General features: G+C 68.9%; 9 protein-coding genes. 2 read left to right on the top strand and 7 right to left on the bottom strand.

The genetic code is table 11. The features are described from left to right. Positions 1-296: 296 nt before the first annotated feature. Complete coding sequence (locus tag OHA88_RS34670) at positions 297-1,172, top strand: alpha/beta fold hydrolase (RefSeq protein ID WP_030918025.1); 876 nt, start codon at positions 297-299, stop codon at positions 1,170-1,172. A 76-nt stretch (positions 1,173-1,248) separates the two neighbouring features. Here OHA88_RS34670 and fxsT read toward each other — a convergent pair whose 3' ends face one another. The 4 genes from fxsT to fxsA all read right to left on the bottom strand — a co-directional run bounded on the left by fxsT (position 1,249) and on the right by fxsA (position 9,205). After that, positions 1,249-5,184 carry an FxSxx-COOH system tetratricopeptide repeat protein gene (gene fxsT / locus OHA88_RS34665; RefSeq protein ID WP_328628394.1) on the bottom strand — a complete coding sequence of 1,312 codons (3,936 nt, stop codon included), beginning with the start codon at positions 5,182-5,184 and terminating at the stop codon, positions 1,249-1,251. Beyond that, positions 5,168-6,523, bottom strand: coding sequence for an FxsC protein (fsxC, locus tag OHA88_RS34660; protein ID WP_328629863.1), 1,356 nt, complete (start codon positions 6,521-6,523; stop codon positions 5,168-5,170). The genes fxsT and fsxC overlap by 17 nt, the downstream gene beginning before the upstream one ends. 210 nt (positions 6,524-6,733) lie before the next feature. After that, positions 6,734-9,007, bottom strand: coding sequence for a radical SAM/SPASM protein FxsBH, inactivated beta-hydroxylase extension form (gene fxsBH, locus OHA88_RS34655; RefSeq protein WP_328628393.1), 2,274 nt, complete (start codon positions 9,005-9,007; stop codon positions 6,734-6,736). A 30-nt stretch (positions 9,008-9,037) separates the two neighbouring features. Then, positions 9,038-9,205: an FxSxx-COOH cyclophane-containing RiPP peptide gene (fxsA, locus tag OHA88_RS34650; protein ID WP_063756058.1), complete on the bottom strand. Its 168-nt coding sequence runs from the start codon at positions 9,203-9,205 to the stop codon at positions 9,038-9,040. Positions 9,206-9,417: 212 nt separating this feature from the next. Here fxsA and OHA88_RS34645 point away from each other — a divergent pair, with 212 nt between their 5' ends. Beyond that, positions 9,418-10,344 (top strand): DUF4231 domain-containing protein, encoded by a 927-nt coding sequence (locus OHA88_RS34645; RefSeq protein WP_328628392.1) that lies wholly within the window; start codon positions 9,418-9,420, stop codon positions 10,342-10,344. A gap of 52 nt (positions 10,345-10,396) precedes the next feature. On the opposite strand, the gene OHA88_RS34640 is transcribed toward OHA88_RS34645, so the two are convergent. From OHA88_RS34640 to OHA88_RS34630, 3 genes are all read right to left on the bottom strand, one after another. Further along, entirely contained in the window at positions 10,397-10,876 is a 480-nt protein-coding gene (locus OHA88_RS34640; protein ID WP_030977230.1) for a hypothetical protein, read from the bottom strand. 208 nt (positions 10,877-11,084) lie between these two features. Next, a complete protein-coding gene (locus tag OHA88_RS34635; RefSeq protein WP_267005951.1) occupies positions 11,085-11,984 on the bottom strand; it encodes a S1 family peptidase in 900 nt (299 codons plus the stop codon). 296 nt (positions 11,985-12,280) lie between these two features. Continuing rightward, positions 12,281-13,114, bottom strand: coding sequence for a DUF1684 domain-containing protein (locus OHA88_RS34630; protein WP_328628391.1), 834 nt, complete (start codon positions 13,112-13,114; stop codon positions 12,281-12,283). Position 13,115: the final 1 nt, after the last annotated feature.

Below are 13,115 nucleotides of genomic sequence, written 5' to 3'. Positions count from 1 at the left end.
AGGTCGACTTCAGGACGCACACACGACACCACCGTTTCGCCGCGCCGCGTTCACTTATCCGGTGTCACACCATGTCGGTTCCGTTTGCGAACACCGCGTGCAACCAGCCGGTCGGCAGCGGGTGAGGACTGGACCTGTCCGGTATTGGCCCCTGTGCGTCCGGTTCACGCCGCCGTCGGACAGGCGCCCAGGGTTTACCTCAACATGGGGCCTCTATAAGGCCACTGATGGGTAATCATCGAATCGTCAGGAAAAGCCGGGCACGCGGTGCCCGCACCGAGCTGAGGAGGCACGGAGTGCGCAGTCGGGTGCGCGCGGCGGACGGGCGGCATCTGCTGGTGGAACGTCTGGGGGATCCGCGGGGCAGACCGGTCTTTCTGCTGCACGGAACACCCGGCAGCCGGCTCGGTCCGGCTCCACGCGGCATGGTGCTGTACCAGCGCAAGACACAGCTGATCACCTACGACCGGCCCGGATACGGCGGCTCCGACCGGCTGCCGGGCCGCCGCGTCGCCGATGTCGTGGAGGACGTACGGGCCATCGCGGACCATATCGGGCTGGAGAAGTTCGCCGTGGTGGGCCGCTCCGGCGGCGCCTCGCACGCGCTGGCCTGCGCCGCGCTGATGCCCGAGCGGGTCACCCGTACCGCCGCACTGGTCGGGCTGGCCCCCTGGGGCGCGGACGGCCTCGACTGGTTCGACGGGATGGCCGCCTCCAATGTGCTGGCGTACTCCACGGCGGCGGCCGACCCGGACGGACTGGCGGAGTCGTTCATCTCCCGGTCCGCGGTGATCAGACAGAATCCGGTTCGGCTCATCGACGATCTGCGCCGGGAGCTGACGGATTCCGACCGGATGGTGGTGAACGACGCCGGGGTTCGCTCCATGCTGCTGAACAACTACCGCGAAGGACTGCGCACTTCGGCGTACGGCTGGATCGACGACGCGATCGCGTTCAGCCGCCCGTGGGGGTTCGACCCGGCGGACATCACGGGTCCGGTGCTGCTGTGGCACGGTGAGAAGGACGTGTTCTCACCGGTCGGTCACTCACGCTGGCTGGCCGAACGCATCCCGCACGCCACCGTCGTGCTGGAACCGGCGGCCGCACACTTCGACGCGCTGCACGCGCTCCCCCGGATCCTCACCTGGCTGCTGGACACACCCGCCGAGTGAGAGCCGGGTGAGAGCCGGGTGAGAGGCGGGACCGGGAGACCGGGAGCGTCCGGCGGTGGCCGGACGCTCCCACGGCTCACACCGCGAGCGGCTCCAGTTCGCGCTGGAAGCGTTCCTCCTCCCGGGCGATCCGGGTCAGCGGATGGTCGTCACCGAGCTGCCGGGACAGTTCCTCGACAGTCTCCGATCTGACCCGCAGCGCCTCGTCCTTGCGTCCCAGCGCGTCGAGCGTCACCGCCATGTTCGACATCATCGCGAGGGTCTCCGGGTGGTGCGCCCCGAGCACGTCCCGGAGCTGTCCGGCCACCCGCCGTTCGGTCTCCAGCACAAGTTCGAGATCACCCCGTTCGGCCGTCGCGTTGGCCAGGTTCATCACACAGAACAGCGTGTTGGGGTGCTCGCGTCCGTACACCTCCCGCATCGTGGCGACCACCCGGGTCAGCACTCTCTCCGACTCCTCCGCCGCTCCGGCCCCCGAGTGGTAGACGCCGAGGTTGTTCAGAGCGGCCAGGGTGTACGGGTGCCTCTCCCCCGGCACCTTCATGTACTGGTCGACGACCTCCTGCGCAGCGTCCCTTGCCTCGGTCGCCTCGCCCGCCGCGAACAGGTCGGCCGCCATATTGAGGTCGCAGGCCAGCGATTCGGGGTTGGCCGAGGTGTATTTGGCCCGGTACCTGGCGCGGGTGGCCACCGTGAGCCTGCGGGCATCCTCCAGTCTGCCCGCCCTGCGCAGTGACACCGCGAGGCTCTTCGCCGCGCTCAGCGTGCCGGGGAAGGCGCGCCCGAGGGTCGCCTTGTAGCTGTCGTACGTACGGCTGAGGATGGAGACGGAGTCCTCGTACCGTCCGACGTCACGCAAATCGCGGGCCAGGTTCATGGCGGAGGACAAGCTGTACGGATGCTCCGCGCCGAGCACCTCCACGCGCCGGTCGTACACGTCCTGGTCGATCTCGCGGGCCCTGGCGTACTGGCCGACGACCCGCAGGGTGAACGCCAGGTTGTTGGCCGCGGCCAGCGTCCTCGGGTGCGAATCGTGGAAGATCTGGCTGAACCCCTCGGTGGCCTCGGTCGCCAGCTCGATCGCCCTGGTGTACTCCCCCAGCGTGCCGAGGTCCGTCGCGAGGCTGCTGGTGCTCATGTACGTGTGCGGATGCTCGGGTCCCAGCATCTCCCGCTGCCGGCTGAGGGTGATCTCGTCGAGCTCCCTCGCCTCCACGTAACGGCCGCGCGAGCGGTAGATGTTGGAGAGGTGGAAGCAGAGGTAGAGGTACTGGATGTCCCGCTCCCCCAGCGTCTCCTTCCAGAGGGCGCGCAGCTCCTCGCAGAGTGTGGTGGCCGTCCTGAAGTCGCCGCGCTTCCACAGATAGCGGACCCGGTCGATCAGGAGCCTGCGTGCTTCGGGCTCCTTGCAGTTGCGTGCGTCGGACGGGCCGAGATGCGGCCAGATGGTGGCGAACTGCGGCCAGGTCGACGGGTTGTCGATCGGCTCGTCGTCATCGGGCCGGGCGCCCGCCAGAATGCGATGCACGACATGCCGGGCATCCTGCTGCTCCTCCTCGCTGAGCTGCGCCCGGATGACGGCCTGTACCAGACGGTGCACCTGGATCGAGTTGGAGACCTGGTCCACCTTGGCGAGGGCGAACCGGCCGATCTCCCGGATGACCCGGCCCAGCACCAGCTTCTCCTGGAGCGATGCGTCGTACGGCTTGAGCGCCTCGATCATCTCCTTGCTGTACAGGAGGTTCCCCGAGATCGGCTCGGGGGCGAAGAAGGCACAGAGCTGCAGCAGCCGCACCGCGGCCGGTGAACGCTCCTTGAGACGTTCGATGGAGATGTTCCAGGTCGCGGCGACCGGCTCCGGGTAGCCGGCGGGCTGGTTGAGCGCCAGAACCTCGGGGGCCTGCTGGGCCAGCTGCTCCAGATAGGTGTCGATCGGGGTGGCGGTCTCCGCGATCCAGGCGGCCGCCTGTTCGACGGCGAGCGGCAGGTCACCGACGGCGGTGGCCACCTGGGCGGCGTCCTCGTCGCTCAGCCCGGGGGCGCGGCGCTGGAGGTGCTCGATGGACTCCTCCCGCAGGAAGACATCGACGGGCAGCGCATCGCCGTGCTGGGACCATGCCTGGTTCCGGGAGGTGACCAGGATGTGGCCGGAGCCGCCCTGCGGGAAGTAGCGCCGCAGCCGTTCGGGGTCGTCCGCGTTGTCGAAGACCAGCAGCCAACGGTCCGAGGGAACCCCGCGCCGCAGCAGATCGACGGCCTCCTGGGAGGCGGCCGCCATGTCGTCGCCGCCCTGGGCGCCGAGGCGGACGGCGAGCTCGGCGAGCCCGGCCACCACGTCGTCGATCTGCTCGGACGATATCCACCACACCAGGTCGTAGTCGGCCATGAAGCGGTGCACGTACTCCAGGGCCACCTGGGTCTTGCCGACGCCGCCGAGCCCGTACAGGGTCTGCGGCTGGGGCAGTACGACAGCCATCCCGCCGCCGAGCTGGTCGCGCATCCGCTCCAGGACCAGCGAGCGGCCGGTGAAGCCGGGGTTGCGCGGGGGTGCGTTCCAGATCCTCGGGACGGTCCCGGGGAAGCGCGGTCCGGGCGAGACACCGTCGGTGAGCTGGACGGGCCGGTCCAGGGCGCGCAGCAGCGCGGTCGTGGCGTGCACCTCGTCGAGCCGGAAGAGGTCGACCGGGTTGCGGTCGATGTACGGCGCCGACAGCCGTACGTCACCGACCCTGAGCGGCAGCAACTGGCGCCGGGCGGCGCCGGGGTCATCGGCGACGGCCCGGTCCCAGAGCGTCACCGCACGCTGCGACTTGAGGTAGGCGCTGGAGAGCAGCACCACGGTACGGGTCGCGTTCTCGGCGACCGAGGACACCGGTTCCAAAGCCTCTCGTTCGGCGGACACGTCGCGCGGCACAACACGGAACCCGGCCCGGGTGAGGACTGATTCGATCCAGTCGGCCCACATCCGGTTCTCCGCCACATAGCTGAGGAACAGGTCGGCGGGCAGCGCGGGCCTGCGCCGGGTGAACGCGTCGCGGATGCGCAGCCGTACCTCTTCGCCGACCGGCGGCATCGAGGTGATCTGCTGGTCGGTGATGACGGACGTGAGCCGTTCGAAAGCGGAGAGCAGCGAGTTGGTGAGACCGGCCTCGTCGCCGAAGGTGGCCAGGGTCTCCTCGTAGGCGTAGTAGGGACGGTACGGAATCTCCACCGCACCCCAGTAGGCGGTGAGTTCGTCGCCGGACAGATCGCGCGGCAGCCGGTCGAACTTCAGCCGGGCCAGCGCCCGTCCTGCGTCGGCCTTCTCCTTCTCGCCCTCGTCGATGCGCATGGGGACGGGGAAGATCGAGATGGGGCGGCCGGTGTAGCGCTCGGAGATCTGCCGGGCGACGGAAGCGGCACCGTCGATGGACTGGTCGCTGAGGGTGAAGCAGTCGACGAGGACGTCGGGCAGATGGACGGTGCAGATGTCGGCGATGTCGCTGAGGCCGGTACGGCTGTCGATGAGGACGTAGTCGTAGTTGGCCTTCATGTCATCGCGCAGGGCGTCGAAGAAGTGGCCGCCGCCGAGCCGGTCGTAGAAGTTGTCCCAGTCGAAGGTGGAGACGGTCGCGGAGTACTCACGGTTCTGTCGTCCGGCGGAGACGAAGTCGAGCGTTCCGCCCTGTGGGAACTCCCAGCCGAGCGTCTCGGGCGTGAGGGAGACCGCGTGCGGCTGGATCCGGGCGTAGTCGCGGTGCCAGTCGTCGGCCCGCTGGACCGGGCTGGTCGCGGCCCAGGCGTACTCGGTGATCAGATCGATGACGCCGGTGGTGGCGCCGAGGGTCGAGGGGTCGAGGAACGGGTGGAAGAACCGGTGGAGTCCCGGCGCCTCCAGGTCCCAGTCGACGGCCAGTACCCGTTTGCCGTTGGCGGCGAGTATCCAGGCGGTGTTGGCCAGGGCCATGGTGCGCCCCGTACCGCCCTTGTACGAGTAGAAGGTGACGATGCGCCCGTCACGACTGGCCGTCATCCGTGTCCTCCGCATCCGTCGCAGGGTGGTGTGTCTCCGGTATGAAGTGCGTCTGTGCCATCGGCCCGGTCAGCCGGGTCCGTTCGGTGTGTCCGCCGCCCGTCGCGGGTGGGTAGACCGCGGCATGTCTCAGGTACTGCTGGGCCGCCGCCTCGACCACCTGCGGCAGGACCTGGCCGAAGGCCTCCATGCTCGGTACTCCCCGGGCGGCGGCGCGGCAGTAAGCCCGGCCCTGGCGCATCTTGGTCGGCATCGTCTGTTCGAGCTTCGCGGTCAGCTCGGCCTCGGCGGCTCTGCTCTGGGGGTCCTCGCGGTTCCACGGCACGACCATCGTCACCCACGGGCGATTCTCGGCGTCGAAGGCGGCGAGCCGCCGGCGCCGGTCCTCGTCCTGCAGGGCCCAGCGGTCGACGAGCAGGATCTCCGGTCTGCTGGGCGGCTGTTTGCCCTCCGGGGGCCCGGACTCCTCGTCGAAGGAGGCGATGGTGGCCTGGTAGTTGAGGGAGCGCACCAGGTCCTCGGCGACGTAGGCCAGGGGCCGTGCCGAGGCGGGGTGGTAGGGGTTCCAGTCCTGCGGGTTGTCGCCGTAGTAGTCGACGCTGCGCCCTTCGGGGAGGTCGTGGCGGGTGGCCGCCGCAATGGTCACCTGCATGGGGCGGGGGCCGGTCACTCCGCTGCTCGGTGAGCCGAAGGCGCTAGGGGCGAGGCGGTAGTCGACGGGACGGCCGGTGCCGATCCGCATGGTGTCGGCGACGTTGACTATGCGTTTGGCGAGTTCGTACACCGCCCGCTCGTACTCCTCGGCGAAGAGTCTGAGCTTGATCAGTCCGTACAGCCCGTCACTGACGTAACGGTCCCCGAAGTCGCGGTGGTTGAACTGTAACCGCTCGGCGGGGCCAGGCAGTTGGCTGGGCGGCACCGGCACCCACAGGGCCGGGACGATGGCCTCGGCGGGCTGGTTGTGGCGGGCCCGGTAGTGGATGGCTCGCTGGGCGAAGGCGTACCACTCCTTGCCGCACATCTCGCTGGCGAAGTAGCGGGGCGAGAACAGCGGGACGAACACCCTGCAGGTGGCGAGCACCTCGCCGAGCCGTTCCGACCAGCCCTCGCCGGAGCGTATCTCGCGGTCCATGAAGCCGGCGGGCGCGCCCGCGGGCAGGTCGGTCATGGCCACCACATGGCCACAGAGATCCTGGAAGAGCCGTTCGACCCACATATCGGGGTCCGTTCCACCGCCGTACCCCGGTGTATGTGCGTAACTCAAGAAGAAGTACGGCCGATGGTCCGCCGCTCGCTGCTGCGTTGTTGCGTGCACACGACCCCCGTCCTGTGTGAGCACCCGCACCCGAGGAGTGAAAAGAATGCGAGCGAATTCATCATTCCGGAGCGGACCTTGCTCCACCCCCATGGCGTTCGGTCATTCAACGCCCCTTTTCAGTCATCCGTGCCCGACGCCATCGATCGCGTCCTTGATCGAATTCGCCCGTGGGTCGTCCCCTCCCGGTTGTCCCGTGTGTGCCGGAGTCCGGACTGAACCGGAATCCTCGCCTCAGACCTCTTTTCTCATCAGGTCGAGCAGCTGCTTTCCGCTGACGGTGAGCTCGGCCGCGCGCTCCAGCGTTTCGATGGCCTGCGGTACGCCGTCGAGATAATGCGGCTCAAATGCCCCGAGCGCCACCCGTTCGTACGTTTCAGCCAGCAGCCGGGAAAACGGAACCAGTTCCTCCTGCCACGGCGTCCGATGTTCCCAGGAGCCGTCCGCCGCGTAAAGATCCGTGACATCGAGCAGCGCCCGGAGTTTGGCCCGGCGAAAGCCACGCAGCAGAGCGTGCGGCAACTGCTCGGCGCTGCCGTCCGGTCGGATGCCCAGCGCGCCGTACCCGTGCCGCCCCACCGAGGGCTCCCCCGGCGCCGGGCCGGTCAGTGGCGTCACCGTGGTCAGACTTTCGGCCATCTCCGCGGCGTGCCGCGGAGCGCGCTTCGCGATCTGTGCCCAGGCCCGGTCCAGTCCGGCGCCGAGGCGGTCGGCCTCGTCCTGCCGGAGCCGGGCGGCCGGGCGGGCGTGGAAGCAGTCGCGGTACGGGTCCAGGTCGTCGAGCACCCAACGGGGGGCCGAGCCGGGCGCCGCACCGGGTGCGTCACCGCCACCGAGCCGGCGTACCGGGAACCAGTCCCGACCGGCCGCCCCGTCCCGCACGATCCGCCGTTCGAAAGCACCCTGACGGCCGTCACTCGCGCGGCGCACCAGGAAGCCGTCGTCGGTGACGCGGACCTGGGCCGTGCCGTCCTGCGGCCCGTCGATCCGCAGCGAGCCGAGGCCGGGCAGGGCGAGCATGCCGTCCCGGTAGGCGACCGGTACGGTCAGATCGAGCCCGGCGCGGACCGCGGCGGCCGCGACGTACGACGACAGCCGCCACGCGACCCTCCCGGCGTCCGGCCTCTCCTCGTGCACGGCGGAGAGTGCGTCATGCAGCCAGCTGCGGGCGTAGGGGTGCGCGAGCGCCTCGTCCAGGCCTCGCGATCCGCCCTCGGAGCCCTCAACCGTCGACGCCAGCTCCCAGGCGGTCGCCCAGTGGTCGCCGCCGCGTCCGTCCAGGTCGCTGTGGAGCACGGCGAGCGCGGTGCGGGTGAGGTCCCGCTGTTCGGCGCCCAGCTCGGCGGGGTCCGCCACCGCGGCCGGTACGGCGGCGGCCGATGTCCGCTCCTCGATGCCGCGCACCAGTGCCTCGAGATCGTCGCAGTACACGGAAGGGTGGTCGAACGCCCGGGCGGGATCCACGGCATCCACCGACTTGTAGCGATGGGTGTACAGACCGCCGCCGCACGAACGCACGACGGGGCAGCTGCGGCAGGTCTCGCTGACGCCGTCCAGCCCGAGCTGCCGGGCGCGGACCCCCGGATGGGCCGCGACCTCATCGAAGGCGTGCGTGAAGACGTCGAACCCGGTGGCCGCCGCGCCCTCGTAGGCGCTCTTGAGCGAGTCGACCTGCTCCAACTGGCCGTCGGTCTCGACGACGACGAGGTCGGTGGGGGCGAGCCCGAGGGACTCGGTGAGGCTGGGACCACCGCTCAGTGTGGACAGGACCGAGGAGAAGAGCCGCACAGGCACCGGGCGCCCCTGCTCCTGCCAGCGGTCGAATACCGCGAGGAGCCAGTCGGCGTAGGCGGTGCGCGAGCCGTCCGGGCGCGGCGGCGGCTCGTCCCAGGTGGCGTGCGGAAGGAGGAAGTCGATGAGCGGCGGATCGAGCTCGACAAGGGCGTCGAGTACCGCGCGCGGGTCGTTCTCGATGTCGATCGTGCACAGGAGACCGAGGTTCAGGTGGCGGTACCGCTCCTGACGGAGCAGCTCGACGGCCTTGAGGACCAGGGGGTGGCTGCTGCGTCCGTCGGCGAACCGGCGGTGCCGGTCGTTTGCTTCGCGGTCACCGTCGAGGGAGATGCCCACCTTGACGTCGTACTCGCTGAAGAGGTCGAGATAGCGGGGGCTGAGCTGCAGACCGTTGGTATGGATACGGAGGTCGAGCTCGGCGACGCCGTCGAAGGCGGCGGTGAGCTCTTCGCAGATACGCCTCAGTCGCGCGGGCCCCGCCAGCAGAGGCTCCCCTCCGTGCAGGATCACTGACACGGAGGGCAGTGCATGTGTCTTGGCATGCTCAGCCAGGCGCTGAGCAGTCCGGAAGATGACTTCGTCAGAGAGAGTTTTCGGACGGGTACGCCAGCTCTGATCTGCATGTTCATAGACATAGCAATGGTCGCAGGCAAGATCGCACCTGCTGTGAACCTTGAGAACGATTTCGCGGAAAGGGACCAGGGGTCCTGTCATTCCACCAGTCTAGCCAGCCCGGAGGGGCGACTAGAGAGCCGAGTTGAAGGTCGATGCCTGGGTCGGGCGACCGGTGGACGCGGCAAACACCCGCCCGAGCTTGCTGGCGGCTTCCTTGCCACGCGCGTCGATCTCGGCGAGCGGCACACGGCTCTTCTTCGCAACGGCGAAGGAGAGGGAGGATTCAGAGTTTTTCACGGCCGTCCTTGAGGGGATTGTTCCGGACACGGAAACTGCACCGGCCAGCTGCACCATTGCAGTGTCCGGCGGCACGACTTTACTCTCATGGCCTCGGTTGGCAACTGAGGACGCCCTCTTGCAACGCGAGCGTCACGTGGGACCGCCCCAGACACAACGGAACCATCCATTCCGCCATATGAGTGAAGACAAAACCGCAGACGGGAGTGAAGATGACGGCGATTCCCGGACCACTGCAGAGCCTGGTCTTCCGGAACGCTGATCTACCGGCGCTCTTTCACCACACGGACGCCATCGCGATCGCACGGCAGCGGGAGGCGGTGAATACCACCCGCTGGCAGCTGATCCTGCTGGTCGCGGGCGCGATACCGGCAGCGCTTCCCTGGCACTGGGAGGTTGCTGACACGTTCCAACTGACCGACTCCGTCGGCGTGTTGGCCTACCTGGGCGTCCTGATCACGACCTACCTCTCATCCCGCCGCAAAGCAAAGTCGCATTGGCAATTAAACCGCTCCGCGGCAGAGTTCATCAAGTCGATGTGCTGGCGTTACTCGGTGCACGGCTCCCCTTTCGACACCGGCACCCAGCACCCCGAAGCAGTGTTCGCAAATCGTCTCGAAGAGGGACTGCAGGAGCTCCGGAAGGTGGGGTGGCCGGACCCCCGTGAGCGTATGACAGATTCGGGCGGACTCATCACGGATTCCATGCGCGAGTTACGGGACAAAGCGTTCACCGTACGCAAGGAGACATATGTACGGGATCGGCTGATCGAACAGCGCAGTTGGTACCGTCGCCGTCAGGAGGTGTCCCGGCGCGCCACCCTGGTCTGGTCGACCACGATCGCCGCGCTGACCGCCTTCGCTCTGGTCCTTGCCCTGTTGAGGATGTTCTCCGTCGGACAGTCCTTCGCCGCGACCGGAGTGCTGTCCGCGGCTGCCGCGGCCTGTCTGGCGTGGAGCGAGATGCGCCGCCACCATCCCCTGATCTCCGCCCATTCGCTGGTGGAGAAGGATCTGGAGTCGATGCAGGTCGCGATGGAGACCACACTCACCGAACGGCAGTGGCCCCGGGCGGTTTTCGAGACCGAGCGCATCGTCTCCCCGCAGCACACCGACTGGCTCGCCCGACACCAGATGTGACGGAACCGTCCGTGGTGGCCCGCCCGTATACGAAGCGGTTCGCGACGACCGGTCAGGCGCGCTCGACCCCGTCGCGCCAGATCACCGTCACCGGGCGGCCGAGCGTCCGGGCGTACGTCACGATGTCACCCGTGCCGCCGAAGCCGCGGGCCGGCCGGCCGTCCCACACCGCGAGCAGCCGGTCGCAGTGGTCGGCGATGTAGGCGCCCGCCGCGTAGTACGCCTCGTCGGTGGAGTGCGGGAAGTCCAGCCGGACCTCGCGGGCCGCGCGGCCCTTGAGGCTTCGGTAGCGGGCCAGTTCGGGCCCGTCGGCGAAGCAGGCCTCGTAGTCACCGCTGGGGATGACCACAGTCAGTTCCGCCCCGCAGGCGAGTGCCAGGTCGGCGAAGAGCTGGTCCGCTCCCACAGCCAGGCTGGAGAGGGCCTCCAGGGAGCCGTCGAAGCCGCAGAGCACCGCTCGTATCCCGGCCATCACATGGGCATGCGCCTCCTCGGGGATGCTGCGATGTCCGGTCACTCCGATGCGTTTCACGGACTGGAACCCCCTGGGGTGTCTGCCGGGGGTTCCGGAGGGCATCCCTCCGGAAGGCACAGCATCCGCCCCCGTTGCTCCTGCGCGACCGTCCTCCCCCACATCCTCTCAAAAGCCGCGGGGTGAACGGGAGCCCCCGCCCGGAATTCGGGCGGGGGCTCTGGCGTTGCCGAACGCGGTTTCGAGAGAGTGCGTGAAGTGCCGGGCGTCAGTAGACGCTGACGCCGTATGCGCTGAGCGCCTCGGTGACCGGCTGGAAGAACGTCGTACCACCGGAGCTGCAGTTGCCGCTGCCGCCCGAAGTGAGTCCGATCGCCCTGGTGCCGGAGTAGAGCGGGCCACCCGAGTCGCCGGGCTCCGCACACACGTTTGTCTGGATCATGCCGTAGACGATGTCGCCGCCGCCGTAGTTGACCGTGGCGTTGAGGGCGGTGACGGTTCCGCTGTGGATGCCGGTGGTGGAGCCGCGGCGGGTGACGGACATACCGACCGTGGCGTTGGCCGCGCTGGTGATGTCCTGGCTGCCGACGGTGCCCGCGTGGGCGACCGAGGCGTTGTCGTACCGCACGATGCCGTAGTCGTTGGTCGGGAAGCTCGATCCGACCGTCGGGCCGATGCTCGTGGAGTTCGACGAGTTGGTGTACCACGGCGGGTTGCCGTCGGTGCAGTGACCGGCGGTCAGGAAGTAGTAGGTGCTGCCGCTACGGACGTTGAAGCCCAGCGAACAGCGCCAGCCGGGCGCGTAGATGGCGTCGCCGCCGGAGAGCAGCTTGTTGAAGGTGCCGGACGTGCGCTCGATCCGCAGTGCGCCGGCGTTGGCTCCGGCGGACTTCTTGATCTGCTTGATCTCGGCCTGGGAGACCGTGCTGTCGACCGTGACCCGCAGGGTCTTGGTCGCCGGGTCGACGTTCCAGGCGGTTCCGGCTATGTCCGCGCCGAGCACGGCGTCGCTCGCGGCGGTGAGCTGGTTGGCGCTGAACGTCCCGGTGGAGTTGGCGTGGGCGCTGGGCACGGCGAGAGCGGCGACAGCGACAAGGCCTGCGGAGATCGCGACGACCCTGCTTCGTCTCGCCATGCCGCTGAGGGGGGTAGTGCGCTTGATCCTCACTTCTGATTCCTCCCAAGGGGAAACGGGGGTCCGCCCGTGGGGTGGTCGGACCCGTGAGGCGCAGTCGGGCGCACGGCCGCGGTCCGCATTCCGGATACGGCGTGCCCCTGACAAGCGCTGCTCGGGAGTATTCAAGGCGTCAACTTCTGGCGCAAGAGGGCCTTTTGGCCTGAGGTCGTCGCCCTGCGCCTGCGGCCGGCAGGCGCAGGGCCTGCCGCAGGCCCCGGCAGCTCGTGAGCTGCCGGGGCCTGCCCAGATGAAATATGAGGGTGTGTCGCCGGTACGTCAGCGGTACGTCAGTTGTCGATCCGGTTCCGCTCCCCCGCCTCGACGGCGACGGGAAGGGTGTTGCCGGGGGGCGGGAAGGGGCAGATGAAGTGGTCGGCGAAGGCGCACGGCGGCAGCACGGCGCGGTTGAGGTCGACCGTCACACTGCCGTCCTCGGCCGGCGCCGCGGGCCGCAGGAAGCGGAAGCGAAAGCTGCTCCTCCCGCTGGTGGCGTCGGCGAAGACCGCCCAGAGCGAGCCGTCCTGCTCGACGGTGACCTGGAGGGTGTGCTCCGTTCCGTCCACCTCGAAGGCGATCTCTCCGCCGAGACCGAGTCCGCGCTCGACTCCGTCGGCGTTCTCGACCCGGACCGAGCGGGTGGTGTCGTACGGACGGAAGGTGCCCGTCAGCGCCCAGCGGGCGTCGTACGACGTCGCCTCGATGGCCCGGAAGGTCTTTCGCGCTTCGGAGTCCGGGTCGAAGTCCCGTACCGCCCACAGCCCTTCACGGCTCAGCACGACCAGCCGCCGCTCGCCGTGTGCGACGCGGGAGGTTTCGATCGCAACGCCGTCCGCGGTGAGCCGCACCTCGCCGGTGAAGGGCTTCCCGTCGACGGTGAGCCCGTCCTCGGCCACGGCTGTGAGCACCACCTCGTCGCCGTCCTCCCGCCACTGCCCGGGGACGGCCGGAATTCGACCCTCCGGGTGGTCGGACAGCCAGTGCGTGCCGGTGAGGGAGAGCGGTCCGTACGGTGCCGAGACCGTGGCGGTGCGCTCCTCGTGCCAGCGGATCCATTCCTGCTCCGCCTGCTCCGCCTGCTCCGCCTGTCCCACTTGTTGCGCCTGCTGCGTGTCCGTGCTCATG

Origin of the sequence: Streptomyces sp. NBC_00353 (assembly GCF_036108815.1) — a bacterium.
GTDB lineage: Bacteria > Actinomycetota > Actinomycetes > Streptomycetales > Streptomycetaceae > Streptomyces.
This window is presented reverse-complemented; position numbering and strand designations above follow the sequence as displayed.